Origin of the sequence: Aquisphaera insulae (assembly GCF_011064615.1) — a bacterium.
GTDB classification, from domain to species: Bacteria; Planctomycetota; Planctomycetia; order Isosphaerales; family Isosphaeraceae; genus Aquisphaera; species Aquisphaera insulae.
Map to the genome: position 1 here is coordinate 209,816 of NZ_JAALJH010000005.1, position 13,849 is coordinate 223,664.

Annotated in this window: 12 protein-coding genes; 6 read left to right on the top strand and 6 right to left on the bottom strand. The window is 67.5% G+C overall.

Features of this window, described 5'->3' with window-relative positions:
• Positions 1–7: 7 nt before the first annotated feature.
• From G6O54_RS05170 to G6O54_RS05190, 5 genes are all read right to left on the bottom strand, one after another.
• Positions 8–1,210, bottom strand: a complete 1,203-nt coding sequence (locus G6O54_RS05170; protein WP_165221069.1) for a glycosyltransferase family 4 protein — start codon at positions 1,208–1,210, stop codon at positions 8–10.
• Positions 1,194–2,189 carry a DUF362 domain-containing protein gene (locus G6O54_RS05175; RefSeq protein WP_165221072.1) on the bottom strand — a complete coding sequence of 332 codons (996 nt, stop codon included), beginning with the start codon at positions 2,187–2,189 and terminating at the stop codon, positions 1,194–1,196. The genes G6O54_RS05170 and G6O54_RS05175 overlap by 17 nt, the downstream gene beginning before the upstream one ends.
• Positions 2,159–3,328 carry a glycosyltransferase family 2 protein gene (locus tag G6O54_RS05180; protein WP_165221075.1) on the bottom strand — a complete coding sequence of 390 codons (1,170 nt, stop codon included), beginning with the start codon at positions 3,326–3,328 and terminating at the stop codon, positions 2,159–2,161. The genes G6O54_RS05175 and G6O54_RS05180 overlap by 31 nt, the downstream gene beginning before the upstream one ends.
• Positions 3,329–3,668: 340 nt before the next feature.
• Positions 3,669–5,282 carry a hypothetical protein gene (locus tag G6O54_RS05185; protein WP_165221078.1) on the bottom strand — a complete coding sequence of 538 codons (1,614 nt, stop codon included), beginning with the start codon at positions 5,280–5,282 and terminating at the stop codon, positions 3,669–3,671.
• Between the two features lie 177 nt (positions 5,283–5,459).
• Positions 5,460–6,230 carry an RNA polymerase sigma factor gene (locus G6O54_RS05190; protein ID WP_165221081.1) on the bottom strand — a complete coding sequence of 257 codons (771 nt, stop codon included), beginning with the start codon at positions 6,228–6,230 and terminating at the stop codon, positions 5,460–5,462.
• 634 nt (positions 6,231–6,864) lie between these two features.
• Here G6O54_RS05190 and G6O54_RS05195 point away from each other — a divergent pair.
• The 3 genes from G6O54_RS05195 to G6O54_RS05205 all read left to right on the top strand — a co-directional run bounded on the left by G6O54_RS05195 (position 6,865) and on the right by G6O54_RS05205 (position 10,081).
• Positions 6,865–7,851 carry a sigma-70 family RNA polymerase sigma factor gene (locus G6O54_RS05195; protein ID WP_165221084.1) on the top strand — a complete coding sequence of 329 codons (987 nt, stop codon included), beginning with the start codon at positions 6,865–6,867 and terminating at the stop codon, positions 7,849–7,851.
• A 631-nt stretch (positions 7,852–8,482) separates the two neighbouring features.
• Positions 8,483–9,652 (top strand): hypothetical protein, encoded by a 1,170-nt coding sequence (locus G6O54_RS05200; RefSeq protein ID WP_165221087.1) that lies wholly within the window; start codon positions 8,483–8,485, stop codon positions 9,650–9,652.
• A gap of 24 nt (positions 9,653–9,676) precedes the next feature.
• The gene (locus G6O54_RS05205) at positions 9,677–10,081 is read left to right on the top strand and encodes a thioesterase family protein (protein ID WP_165221090.1); all 405 of its coding nucleotides are present in this window, start codon (positions 9,677–9,679) and stop codon (positions 10,079–10,081) included.
• Between the two features lie 21 nt (positions 10,082–10,102).
• Here G6O54_RS05205 and G6O54_RS05210 read toward each other — a convergent pair whose 3' ends face one another.
• A complete protein-coding gene (locus G6O54_RS05210) occupies positions 10,103–11,287 on the bottom strand; it encodes a PEP-CTERM sorting domain-containing protein (protein ID WP_165221093.1) in 1,185 nt (394 codons plus the stop codon).
• 277 nt (positions 11,288–11,564) lie between these two features.
• Here G6O54_RS05210 and G6O54_RS05215 point away from each other — a divergent pair, with 277 nt between their 5' ends.
• The 3 genes from G6O54_RS05215 (at position 11,565) to G6O54_RS05225 (ending at position 13,843) form a co-directional block, all read left to right on the top strand.
• On the top strand, positions 11,565–12,323 hold the full coding sequence (locus G6O54_RS05215; RefSeq protein WP_165221096.1) for a Uma2 family endonuclease: 759 nt from the start codon (positions 11,565–11,567) through the stop codon (positions 12,321–12,323).
• Between the two features lie 73 nt (positions 12,324–12,396).
• Positions 12,397–13,311, top strand: a complete 915-nt coding sequence (locus G6O54_RS05220; RefSeq protein WP_165221099.1) for a MotA/TolQ/ExbB proton channel family protein — start codon at positions 12,397–12,399, stop codon at positions 13,309–13,311.
• Positions 13,312–13,384: 73 nt separating this feature from the next.
• Entirely contained in the window at positions 13,385–13,843 is a 459-nt protein-coding gene (locus G6O54_RS05225) for an ExbD/TolR family protein (RefSeq protein ID WP_165221102.1), read from the top strand.
• Positions 13,844–13,849 lie beyond the last annotated feature (6 nt).

Below are 13,849 nucleotides of genomic sequence, written 5' to 3' on the forward strand. Positions count from 1 at the left end.
CCCCCGGTCAGCCGGCCTTCCGACCGTCGCCCGATCGTCTCCCGTCATCGGGGACGAATTCGAGGAAGCAGTCCAGCAACTGCCTGGCGGCGAGGTCCCAGGAGAATCTCCGCGAACGATCGAGCGCAAGGGCCGCCAGGCGCTCGCGGAGCGGCGAGTCGTCACGGATCGACCGCAGGGCGTCGGCGATCGACTCGATGTCGGTCGGATCGAAGAGGAGTCCTGCGTCGCCGACGATCTCCGGCAGGGATCCGGCCCGGCTGGCGGCGACGGGGACACCGCACGCCATGGCCTCGACCGGGGGGAGGCCGAAGCCCTCCATCAGCGACGGCTGGACGACGGCCATGGCCCGAGAGTAGAGGTGGACAAGATCCTCATCGGGGACGAATCCGGGGAGGATGACGTTCGCCGAGAGGCCATGGCGATCGATGGCGACGCGGATCGAAGCGACATCGGTGTGGAAGACATCGCCGAAGTCCCCCACGATCACGAGGAGGACGCCCGGTCCGGCGACGCGGGCGAAGGCCTCGACCAGGCGCGGCAGGTTCTTGTGGGGGCTCAATCCGCCGACGTAGACGAAATAACGGGAGTCGGCGGGGATGCCGTATCGGTCGAGCACGAGTTCGGACGCGAGGCGGTTCCCCTGTGGTCGGAAGACCGGCGCGGGGCCCTCGGTGACGACCCGGAGTCGATCGGCGGGGAGACCGAACCAGGACTGGAGGTCGCGTCTCGAGGTCTCGGAGACCGTCACGATCCGATCGGCCGTCCGGGCGGCGACGTGCTCCTTGAGCAGCCAGGCAAGGCGGCCCCCGCGGGTCGGGAACACGAGGTCGGGATGCGCCAGTGCCAGCGTGTCGTGCATGGTCACGACGAGGCGGGGTACGTTCCAGACCGGGAAGAAGGTGTAGGTCGCCGGGAAGTACATGACGTCAAGCTTCGCCCGCGCGACGGCGCGAGACATGGCCAGCATGTCCTTGATCCGGCGCCGGCCGCTGGCGGAGGCGGCCTCGGCCGGGGCCCGATCGAGCTCCACGATTGCGGGATGGACGCCGCCCGGCAGGGTGACGCTCCCCGCGGAGGGGCGATCGAGGAAGACGACCAGCTCCAGGTCCCGGGGCGCGTGCCGCGCCAGGGCGTCGAGGAGGAGCCTCGAGAACCGGCCGAAGCCGCGCCGGTTGGCCAGGCAGGTGCCGTCAAACCCGATGCGCATCGTTCGATCCCTGGACCAGCGGGACGGTGGCGAAGTGCGGCCTCGGCGGGGCGAGGGCCGTGGTCGTGGTCGCCAGCCGGAGCAGGCGGTCGGCCGGATCGAGGCGGAGCCGGCGGGGCGGGGACCGGAGCGGATCCCCTTCGATCACGATCCGCGTCAGGTCGGCCGTGCCCAGGCCCATCGCGTGGGCCATGCGGAGGTGACCGATCTCCATCGGGTCGAATCCCAGGGCGGCCGCCGCAACGGCGTCAACGGCCACGGGATCGGAGCCCGCGACGAAGGTGCCCTCGCCGGCCTCGACGACGCTGAACGATGGGGTCGCGTGGGCGACGAGTGCCACCAGGGCCCGGGTCGCTCGCTCAACCTTCTCCAGCCGCCTTCGCTCGGCTCCGGTCGGTCGCATCCCGCCGGCGATGGCCCGCATCGCCAGCCAGCCCCGGATGAGCGGTCCTCGGAGGGAGCCGAGGCCCGTCTGCCTCTGCCCGAGGAGTCCCCGATCGGCCGGGTGGACGAGGCCGGTCAGCGCGGCCAGTCCGAACGCCAGTCGGAAGGACTCGTGCGCCCTCGCGACGCCCAGCACGATCCGGCAGCGGGAGCCGGCGGCCGCGGCGGGGATGCGAAGCTCTCCCGGACTTCCGGTCGATTCGGCCCAGGAAAGCACGCTCCAGTCGAGATCGGCGGCGAGGATGTCGGTGGTGGTGAACTTCGCGGGGCGGCCCCAGAGCTCGGCCTGATAATCGGCGCCCGTGGAGGCGACCGAGAGCTCGGAGGCCCCTCCGGCCAGGACGAAATCGGCGACCGAGGAGAGCATGTCTCGGTGCGTCCGGGAGCGGCCGTCGGCCGTCGGGATCAGGATCGGACGGGGCTCGTCCGCCAGCTTCCGTCGCAGCTCCCCGTCGACGAGGGCGAGCGCCTCGGCGACGCCACCTCGCCGGCGGCCTGCTCGAATCAGCGCGACCGTTGTCGTCGTCTCGTCCAACGTGCCAGCCTCCCGGCCAGCCGCACCAGGAACGGACGCGGGACGCCGGCCTCGCCGCGGTCCAGCCGCGGGCCTCCGCTCCCGGCCGCGGCGGTGCCGCCGAGCCTTCCCAGGATGTGCCACTCGAAGAGGGCGATGATCACGGAGCAGCCGCAGCAAGTGTAGTAGACCAGGTGGACCGGCAGCACCCCGAGGGCGAACACCCTCCCCCGAATCCTCGCGAGAAAGCCGTAGAAATCGCGATTCAGGTAGACCACTCCGGCGGCCCCCGTCACCGTCGCGATGGCCGCCCATGGCGTGGCCACCAACCCGGCCAGGGACGCCAGGACGATCGCCGTGAGGATGACGCAGACCTTTTGCGTCGGCTTCACGTTCAGGTCCGTCTCGATCGTCTTGGACCTCTTCATGAGCAGGGTCCACGGGACGCCCCGGCTGAAGACGTCGGTGCGGACCATCTCTCGGAGCGTCCAGCGCTTCATGTGAGTGGCCAGGACGTCCCGGGCCAGCACGATCCGATGGCCGGCACGCGTGAGCCGGTAGCCGAGCTCGATGTCCTCGATCGCGGGCTTCGGGTAGAGCCTCGGGTCGAAGCCGCCGAAATCCAGGAAGACGTCCCGGCGGATCATGCCGCACCCGGTCCAGAACGTGTGTGCGGGCCGGGTGTCGTCCCGGAATTCCCCCTGCTGGTGGACGTGGTGATGCAGGAGGTTTCGGAACTGGCTCACCAGCCCGGGGGCCGAGGGGCGGTCGTCGTACGACCCGAAGAGCGCCGTCAGGCCCGGGTCGCGGACAAATCGCCCCATGGCGCGGGAGACGGCCTCGGGATGCACGGCGACGTCGGCGTCGAGGAAGAAGATGAACGGGGCGGTGGCAAGCTGGGCGCCCTGGTTGCGGGCGGCCGCCGGACCGAGCGCCCGGTCGTTGCGTGCCACGATCGCTCCGTGACGGCGGGCCAACGCCGCGGAACCGTCGGAGGAGCCGTCGTCGATCACGATCAGCTCATAGTCCGACCAGGTGGAGTCTCGAAGCCGTCGGAGGCATTGCCCGAAGTCCTCGCCTCCGTTCCTCACGGGGACGACGACGGAGAGCGGTGGCCTCCGCGGCTCCGGGCTCGCCGGACCGGCGGGGACATCGTCCATGATTAACCCTCGCCCGTCTGAAGGCGACACGTGCCGGAATGCGTCTCCGTCCCTGGAATCGCCCGAACACGCGCCTGCACCATAAGGCCACGAACCGGGGCGAGTCGCTCGCCGTTGGAGATGCATGGTGAAACGTCCGGCCGATCGTCGCGGTATGGTTGCGACGTGCGGCGGGACTTTAGCCGGAACCCCATGCCCTGTCAACGTGGGCCGCCCGAGCCGGGCGCTCGCTCGTCACCCGTCGCGGCGCAGGCGCCGACATCGACCGCGTGTGGCTCGAGCCCCCGAAGCCCCGGTGCTGGTTATCGGCGCCGGGGCGACACGGACTTGAACCGCCGCTTCAGCGGCCCAGGCTCCGGCAGACGGCAAGGAACGTCGCCTTGTGCTTCGCGAATTCGCCGGACGGACATCGGCAGATGACCGAGACGCGGCGATCCCGCGAGAGGAACGTGACGTGGTATCCCCGGAGGACCGTAGATCCCAGGATCCCTCCCTCGGACGCGTTGAAGACCGCGATCCGGCCCTCGCCGAGCCCCGCGGCCTTGATCACGACCGGCTTGCTCTCCTTGTACTCGGAGAACTCCTCGGCCACGGTCTTCTTGTACATCTCGTGGGCGGCGTGGACGGGGGCGAACTCGCTCCCCTCCGGCTCGTCGTGCCGGGACGCATCCGATCCGGACATCAATGATCCCTGAACGTCCGCGTAGATTCCGATCTTCGCCGAGCCGTTCTCCAGGGTAACCCACGAATACGAATTGTCCGGCCGGCTCCCCGTGTCGGTCTTCCAGCCCTTCGGGTACTTGACCCGGAAGGCCGTATCCTTGGGAGAGATCTCCTGGGCCGCGATCGCGGCATCGGCCGCCGGATCCGCCTTCGCGGCCTCCGCGGCCAGGTCCTTCGGGGCCTCGGCGGGAGATCCCCCCCCCGGGCCCTTGCCCACCTTCGGAGGTTCGGTGAAGCGGATGAGCTGGACCACCAGCTTGTTCGTCGACGGATCGATGAGGTCGAGCGTGGCCCGGCCGACGACGACCTTGTATTCGGTCTCGCTCGGCCCGAAGTCGATTGGCGCCGGGCCGTCGTCCCCCTCTTCCTTCTCCTTCCCCTCCCCATCCTCTTCCTTGGCGTCCGCGTCCGCCCCTCCTTTTGCCTGGGGACGAGCCGCGGCCGCCAGCTCGGCCTTCAGCTTCTCCTCCTGATCGGACTTGAGCGACAGCTTGAGCCGATTCCCCTTCAGGGTGTAGGTGCCCCGCGACGTGGTCCGGTCGATCGTCATCTCCGCACGATGGTCCTCGTCGAGGACCAGGTCGTAGCTGGTGTGGATCAGGTACTTGCTGATCTCGTGTTCGGTCATCGAGCCCCGCCAGGTCCCGACGATGCTGGGAGGCTTGAGGAACTGGTCGTAGACGATGTAACCGAACCCGCCGAGTAGCAGTGCACCGACCAGGCCGATCCCGGCCAGCACCCGCTTGTCCAGGCCGTCGCCGTTCGCATCCGACTTGCGCTTCTTCTTCTTTTTCTTCTTCGGCTTCGTCTTCGCCCGCGGCCCCTCGGCCCCGGCTCCCGGGCTCGATTCGGCGGGGCTGGCCGGCCGCCGCGGCAGGACCGGCTCGGCCGCCGTCCCCTCCGACAGACCCTCGAGGAGGTGGGCGTCGCCGGAGTCCTGAGACGACGGCGACGGCCGCGACGGCGGGGCCGTCGCTCGACCCGAGGTCGATGCCACCCCCTGGCGGCTCTTCGCGGGTTTCGCCGCACCGTGCTCCTCGTAGCCCCTGCCCTGAAGTTCTCGGGCGAGCTGGCCGGCCGCGCCGGCGGCCTCGTCCTCGTTGTTGAATTGTCGTTCCGATCTTCGGGTCGTCCCATCCGGCTGGAGCCGGGAGACGATCAGGCTGGACCCGCGCACCTCGACGACGACGATCTTCCGCCCGTCGCCGGCGCCCTGGGTGAAACGTCGCATCGGAAGGGTGCCCCAGTGGTTCGTCGACCCACGCGCCGATCGGACCCCAATATGCGCTCGGCGACGTCGACGAGCCGCGATTATACGCGTTTCCACGCCTCGGGGCACGATTCGGACTCGGATTCCGAATTTATTCCATTCGAAGCGTGCGTACTTCGCTTCATTCACCCGGGACGGTCAGTCCGCCGCCTTCCCGAGGTCGATCCGATCGAGGATCGGCTTGCAGAGGTGAAGGAGCTTGAGGTCGGCGAGCTCCTGCTCGACGTTGTCGCGGGTCGGGGCGTCGAGGCTGAGCTTGACCTCATCGATGAGCGAGGCGGCCCAGCGTTCGCGTGCGCGCTGGAGGAGCTGGCGGACGGCCCCGCTGGTGAGCGTCCGCCCCAGGGCCGGCGAGAGGGCCGCCGCCATCTGGGCGGATTTCTGGTCCGGGTGGCGGACGCGGTGCTTGAGGACCGTATGGTAAGGCTGGCCCGTCCGCGACTCGAGCTCCGCGAGCGATTCCCAGGCCCGGTCGAGGAGGTCGTCCCGCCACGCCTGATCTACCTGCTCATCCAGCCCCTCGAGGCCGGATTCCCCCACGATCGTCGCCTCCAGATCGGTGTCGAGATGGCGAATCTTCTTCCTGGAGCTGGTCTGGCGACGATGATAGTCGATCATCAGGTTGCGGACCGCGCCGCGGACGTAGTCCCGAAAGCGCCCCACGGTGGGGTCGTACTTGAGGAAGTTCCCCTTCAGGAACCGGAGGGCGAACTCCTGGTCGAGCTCGGTGACCTCGTCGGGATCGCCGACGGTCTTGAGCAGATACCGATGCACCGCGCCGGAATAGCGCAGCATCATCAGCTTGAGGGCGTCGCTGACCTCCTCGGGAGTGCCATGGCTCGCCCGGAAGAGCATCGTCCAGTTCGTCGAGAGTTCGCAAAGGCGAGGCTCTTCCTTGACGCGCTCCAAGGCCTGACCCTCCGCGCAACTCAATACTGAGCCAGAACTTTCGGTTGAGATCTCGGAGCTGACTACTCGATCTTACCACGATTTCAAGGCGCGGCGACGAAAAAAAATCTCATCGCCGCGAGACAGTTGGCCCCTGGCGCCGTTCAGGGAGGTAGACGGGGGCGACAGGGTCGGCCGAACTGGGCCGGCCGAGCACCCCAGGCGGGAGGTCATCATGGGCTTTTCGACGACCAGCACGACGGGACGCGGCATCGTTCGATCCCGTCACGATGACTCCGGCCGGGGCCTCGCCCTCGTCCCCTCTCGTCTCCTGGACTGGCTCGCGGACCTGCTCCTGCAGGGTACGCGGTGTCCGGGACGTCTCGAACTCGGCGCCCGAGGCTCGATCCGTACGGGGTCGCGGCCAGGACTCATACCCCTATTCGTCCCGGCAGAGAGCGCCCGGCGGGTCTTCCGGATCTGAGTCGATCCGGCCGCATCGAGGGCCGGCATGGGCCCCCGAATCCGCGCAGGGATTGGAAGAGTTCGCCGCCGATCGCGGCGAGGCCGATCGCCCCGCGCCTTGAGCTCCGCCTCATTCCTTCATTCATCGATACGTCCTCGACTCAGGTTCACGCTAGGAGACGAATCAACCATGGCCCCCCGAGACCTCCGCAATTACGACGTGGCGAGCGCCGCGATACTCAATCGTGCCGATGTCCAGGTGCTGACCCCCGACGAGGAGCGGTCGTTGCTGGCCCAGCTCCACGAGTGCAAGCAGGCCCTCGTCGAATCCGCCGCGAACCCCAGGAATCCTCGGGTCGGCCCCCCCTCGCCGGTGACCGCCGAGGATGGCGAGGAGATCCAGGACTTCGTACGCCGGCTGATCGAGGCCCCGGGGACGGGAGTGGAGGAGGCTCGTACTCTTGGCGACGTCGCCGAGCGGTACAACGCTCTGCGGACGAAGCTGGCGATGGCCAATGTCCGGCTGGTCGCCCACGTCGTGCGGAAGTACCGCAATCGCGGGGTCTCCAGCTCGGATCTCCTCCAGGAGGGATTCTGCGGGCTGCTCAAGGCGATCGATCGCTTCGAGCCGTCGAAGGAGACGCGGCTGGCCTCGTATGCGGTGTGGTGGATTCGCCAGACGATCCAGCGGGCCGTCGCGGCCGGGGCCTACCCCGTGCGGCTGAACCCGCGGCATCTCCAGCAGCTCGCCGACAGCAACGGCGAGTCGGCGGAGCCGCCGGCCGGGAACAAGAAGAAGGTCCGCAAGTCCAGCGGCTCGGATGCGACGATCCGCCAGATCCATTCGGCGACCCGCCCGACGGTCTCGCTCGATTCGGCGAGCGGCCCCGGCCGGGACTCGAGCCTGCTGGCGCAGCTCGCCTACCCGGACGAGGAAGAGGCCCACGATTCGGAGCTCGACGAGTACCTCGTGACCATGATGCGGAACCTGAAGCCGCGTGAGGAGATGGTCCTCCAGCTCCGGTTCGGGCTGGGCGGTCGGGAATGCCACTCCCTGAGCCAGGTCAGCGAGCTCCTCGACGTCTCCAAGGAGAGAATCCGCCAGATCCAGGAAGTCGCCCTCGCCAAGCTCCGCGGGATGGCCGAGGAGCGTTCGTGCTGCACCGTCGGTCGCTGAGCCGAGGTCGAAGCATGTTCCCGAGCCAACGGCACGGCCGGTCGGGTCCCACCTCCGGGGGACCTTGGCCGGTCGTGTCCGTTTCCGTATTGCGCGGGCCCGATGTCTCGCATTCCGGGATGGCGTCGCATTAGACTCGGGCCAAGCATCGTTGCCCACGCCACGCTCGAGGAGCCCGCCTGGGATGCCCGGCCGCTTTCGGTTCCACTTGATCGACTTCGCGTTCCTGGTCGGAATTGTCGGCCTCGTCGGAGGCCTGATCCGCGCCTTACGGGAACAGGGCGCTCGAGATTCCAGTGGTGCCGGGGCAATCATATGCCTGATCGGCCTTCCGGTGCTCCTCGCGATCTGGTCGAGCTCGAGGAATCTGCGGCTTGGCCCGCTCTGCTCCGAGTGCGGTCGACGATTCGTGCCGGGCGATCAGAAACGGGATCCGCCGGTCTGCCGCCGGTGCCAGTGGAAGCACTTCACTCCCGCCCAGGCGCGAAAAGAGACGCACCGAAATCTGACCAGACTGGCCCTGATGGGCGGAATCGTCGGCTTTGGGATCGCCGTGTTCGCGTGGAATAGCCCTGACGGCGAAGGGGAAGCGGCCCAGAGGCTCCTTCGTGTCTTCCTCATTGTGGTGGGGATGATCGCCACTGCTTTCGCCGTCCTCGTCGCGGTCTACGTCCTGCTCTATCTTCTGATCAATGCACGGATCAAGTTCCTCGGAAGCGACCGTTTCGGCCTGGCCGCGGCCAGGAAGATTGCTCGGACGGACGGGGAACGCTCACAGGTCGGCCCGTTCACGATCTGGTATTCGGGGACGGAGGATCCGTCTGATCTGCTCCGGAAGGAGTCCGAAACCGCTCTCGCCCGGATCCGTGCCTTCATCGGGGAGCCCGGGCCGGAAGAAAAGCCACGCCAGCTCCTCGTCTTCCACCGACGCGACGACTTCGTCGACTACATCAAGGCGCAACCGTCGGATTTCTACCTGTTCGACGGCGCGGCCGCTCCGCAGGGCGGTCTCATTTCGACCGAAATGGTCCCCTGGAGACTCGGTGAGCCGGCGGACGAGATCCGTTTCATCGTGACCCACCTCGACGTGATCGCTCGCTTCCCCAAGCTCGAGGTTCCCTGGGTGACGAACGGGCTGAACGGCCTGATAACCGCGACGCCCCGCGATTCGGATGTCCTGAACCGGAAGATGCTCGTCTCGATCGAGCGGAGGAGCGAGCTCGGCGTCGAGCTCTTTTCGATGACGCCCAGGTCGCTGTCGCAATTCTACAGGAGGTGGTATGAATACACCGACTTCGCACGCGGAGAACAGGTCATCGCGCAGACCCGATCCGTGGTGGAGTACCTCGCCGGGCCGGCCGCACCCGAGGAGAGGCGGGACCACTTCCGGCAGCTCCTCCACGAAGCGCGCAAGATCCGCAATCAGGAGGCCCTGTTCCGTCGCCTCTTCGGCATGGACTTCGAGGGGCTCCTTCGCGACTGGCGAGGCTCGGTGCGGTCCCGTGGCACCGGCGTTCGTGTTCCTCCCTCTCAGGCGGTCGAGGATGCCCTCCGATCTCGGGTCATCCCGCTGGCCGCCGACGCCTCGGCCCGGTTCCGCGACCGCCTGCGTGCGGTTCGAAACCTGGGCCGACACGGCTACGTGCTCGGGTCCGAGACGCTGATCGACCTGCTCGATGATCCGGGCGAGATTCCCCGCGAGGAGATCGTCTGGTCCCTCGAGTGCATCTCCGGCGAGCCCCACGGCGGGGATCGCCGCGCCTGGAGGGAATGGCGTGACCGGGTTCCAACGGCCGGCTGATCGCCGTCGGGGGGTGACTGGAGCATGCGAAGCGGCCTCAAGATCGGTGCGACGGGCGAGCTGAAATTCACGGTCGAGCCGGCCCACGCCATCGACCTGGCGGCCGGGGCGATGCCGCTCATCCTCTCCACGCCCTGGCTGATCTGGTTCCTCGAACACGCCGCGCGGGCGGCACTCGGCCCCTTCCTGGAGGGGGGAGAAACCTCGGTCGGCTCCCACGTCGACGTCGACCACCTCGCCGCCACGCCCGTCGGCGGGTCCGTGACGTGCGTCGCCCGCGTCGCGCACCTCGACGGCCGTCAGGTCTCTTTCCAACTCGAGGCGTTCGACGAGCACGAACGGATCGCCCGCGGATTTCACCGCCGTCATGTGGTTCGCGTGGATCGCATGAGATCTCGAATCGAGGCCAAGGTGCGGCAGCCCACGTGAGCCCCGCCCGTGGACCTCGGCTCAGGAATTCGACTGGCGGTTGCGGAATCGCCAGAGACAGCCCGCACATAGGCCACCGAAGACCAGGAGCGTCGAGGGTTCAGGGACCGGGAGCTCCGGCATCACGGCATCGGGCGGAGCGTCCAATCCGGACGGGGTGAGCAGGAGCATGGTGGCCCCCCCGTGAAGTTGATCCGCCAGGGCGAGAATCTGGCCCTTGTCATTGATCTGGAGCCCTTGATGGATCGTCCAGCCGGAAGCCGGGTCGATGAGGTCGTTCAGATTCGTCAAAAGGCCATTGCTGTAAAGAAACCCCTGGACCCCGACGTTCGTTGTGGCGGACCCGATGGAGTTGCCGACGATCTCTCCCCTGTCGTTCATGCCCAACGGTTCGCTCACGGAGTATCCCGGGAGAGTTCCGATGATCGTCGCGGAGCCGCCGTGAGGCATGTAGACGGCAACCTGACTCGAGTAGTCGCCCGAGTAGCGAACGCCCGCAACGTCTCCCCGCGAATTCAGCAGGCTCGCGGACATCGATCCCAGGTTCGTCCATGTTCCCTTGTTGTAGAGGAAGGAGAGCGTCTCAGCTCTGGTACCGTCGTAGCCCTGGACGAGGACCTGCCCGGAACTGTTCACCGCCTGGGTATTCACGGAGACCATCCCCGGCGGCAGGCCAAGGTCGGTGAGGGTGCCGTTCTGATACGAGACCGGATGGCTCGACGTCGTGCCGTCCGGCAATTTCACCGGATTCGTGCCCACGATCTGGCCCAAAGGTGAGATGTGTGCATAATTTACCGGGATATCCGAGAGCGTGCCGGACTTGCTGTCGTATGAGTAGCTCTCCCCGTTCGCCCCCCTGATGCCGACGACCTGACCGGAGTCGCTCAGGCCGGACGCAGTGCCGCGCCAGTCGTAGTGTCCCGGATCCGTCCCGCTGGGCGAAGTGACCCCAAGGAGCGTCACCTTGCCTCCCTGGGAAGGATCATAGACCGCGGGCGAGCGCATCCAGGAGGCCGTGTACGTCCCGTTCGAATCGCGTTCATAAAAGCCCGCGTAATAGTCGACGGTTCCGGAGACCTGACCGGCGTTGTTGAGTTGCGCAAAGTCGAAACCGATGCGAGTGATCTGGTAGTAGGGTGACGCGAGCGACCGGCAATCCGGCAGCAGGAACACCGCCAGGATGAAGACCGCGGATGGACGACTCATCGGAAGCCAACGTCCAGACTGCCTCATGCCCCACCTCCGCTTGCTGCCGATCATGTCGCCGCGCATCCTCGCGGGCGCCCTCGGCCGGATCATCCTCAGGTCAGCCGGAACGGTCAATCGCAGTAACTTGCCATCGCGGGAGGGACCAGCCAGCCGCTCGACCTGTACGTTAGTTCCGACGAGCCTCGATTGGTCGATTCGTGGCGATTCGGTATACTCCCTTGGAGACGACGAAGCCTGGTCTACAGGGCCCAGCGGTACGCGAGCCGAGGATGCCATGAGCAGGATCTTCTTGCCAAAGCCACTGGACCATGTCGTCTACCCCGACAGCGACGGTCGGCCCATGGCGGAAAACACGCTCCAGTATCATTGGATTGTCCTCATCAAGGAGAACCTGGAGATCCTCTTCCGCGACCGCAACGACGTCTTCGTCGCCGGGGACCTCTTCTGGTATCCGGTGGAGGGTGACCCTCGGATCGTCACCGCGCCGGACGTCATGGTCGCCATCGGCCGCCCCAAGGGCCGTCGCGGGTCGTATCGGCAATGGGAAGAAGATGGTATCGCCCCACAGGTTGTCTTCGAGATCCGATCGCCCAGCAACGATGACGCCGAGATGGCGGAGAAGCTTCGCTTCTACGATCGATTTGGGGCCCGGGAGTTCTACGACTTCGACCCCGACACCGGCAAGCTACTCGGCTGGCTGAGGAAAGGTCGCGGCCTGAAGCCCGTGCCCATGGTGTACGGGTCGACAAGCCCTCTCCTCAAGATCCGGTTCGAGCGGGCCGACCCACCGGAATACCTGAGGCTTCTCGACCCCCGCGGCCGCCTCTTCCAGACCAGTGTCGAGCTCGCCGATGAACGGGATGAGGCCGACCGGCGAGCTGACATCGAACGCGATCGAGCTGACATCGAAAGCGATCGAGCTGACCTCGAACGCGATCGAGCTGACCTCGAACGCGACCGGGCTGACCTCGAACGAGACCGGGCCGACCGCCTGGCCGCGAAGCTGCGCGAGCTTGGTATCGAGGCGGAGTGAGACATTCGACGGGAGTTTGCTAGAATCGAGCCGCGTCCGAGGCGAACTTCCGGTGTATCCAGGGATCGGGTTCATGAACAGAAACAACGCACCGTCCTGTGCTCGGGCCGCGGCGGTGCTGCTCTGGTTGATCGGCCTGGCGGGCGTTCCGACGGATCTTCGCGGCCAGGAGGCTCCCGGCAAGGCCAGCGATCCCCCCACGGTTCAGCAGCCGGCCGACTCGGGTCCGGCCGGCGAGCCGAAGGAAGCCGGGACCGGCAAGCCGGCCGCGGGCAAGCCCGGGGTCGACCGGGGGAGCGTATTGAAGCTCCTTTTCCAGGCCAACCCGATGCTCTGGCCGCTGGCCGCCTGCTCGATCTTTACGGTGGGCGTGGCCCTGGAACGGCTCCTGGCCCTGCGGCGGAAGCGCGTGGTGCCGCCCGATTTCGTCGATCGGCTGATCGAGCGGCTGGAGGCGAACAAGCTGGACCGCGAGCGGGCCCTCGAGCTCTGCCGGGCCCACGACAGCCCGGCGGCTCGGACGATCGCCGCCGCGATCAAGTCCTGGGGCCTCCCCGGATCCTCGATCCGCCAGGTCGTCAGCTTCGACGCGGCCGGCGAGGTCGTGGAGATGAAGCGGAACCTCCGCCTGCTGAGCGGCATGGCGACGATCGGGCCGCTCCTCGGCCTGCTCGGCACCGTGGTCGGGATCATCCAGTCGTTCGACGCCCTCGGCGGCCGGATGGGCCCCTCGCGGGGCGAGGCCCTGGCGCAGGGTATCAGCCTGGCGCTCGTCGCGACGGCCTTCGGACTGGTCGTCGCCATCTTCTCGGTCGTCCTCTATTACTACCTGCTCAACCGGGTCGACGTCCTGATCCGCGAGCTGGACGAGAAGACGCGTCGGGTCATCGACCTGGTCTCCGCGGAGGCGATCCGCGGCGGCACCGAACGCAGGCACGCGCCCTTGCCTCCCCCGGACGCACACCGGCAGGAGATGCGCGCCTACTGACCGGCATTCCCCGGCCCCCCCTGCCCCGACTCTCGCCGCCGAGGCGGCCAGCCCGTAGGACGGACCAAAGCCCATGCTCGCGAAGTACGCCCAGGCGGACGAGACTCCCTTCATCAACATGACGCCCATGGTGGACGTCATCCTCTGCCTGCTGGTCTTCTTCATGGCGGCCACGCGGCTTTACGACTGGGATGAGAGCGAGTTCGCCGTCAACGTCCCGGAGGTCAGCGACGCGGCCCCCCTCACCGCCGCGCCCGACGACCTCGTGCTGACGGTCGTCCGCCCCGGATTCGTCGCGGTCGGCGAGCAGACCTACGACCTGGACCGGCTCCTCGGCTTTCTCAAGGACGCCCGGGCTCGCTATAACAATCAGGGCGTGATGGTCCGCGGCGAGGCCACGCTCGCCTACCAGGATCTCGCGGACGTCCTCTCGACGTGTGACGCGGCGGGCATCCGGAACGTCAGGCTGCCGGTCCGGACGCGCGATCCCTCCGACGGAGGAAGGGTCACGCCCGTGGCCACTCCCCGCTAGTCGGCG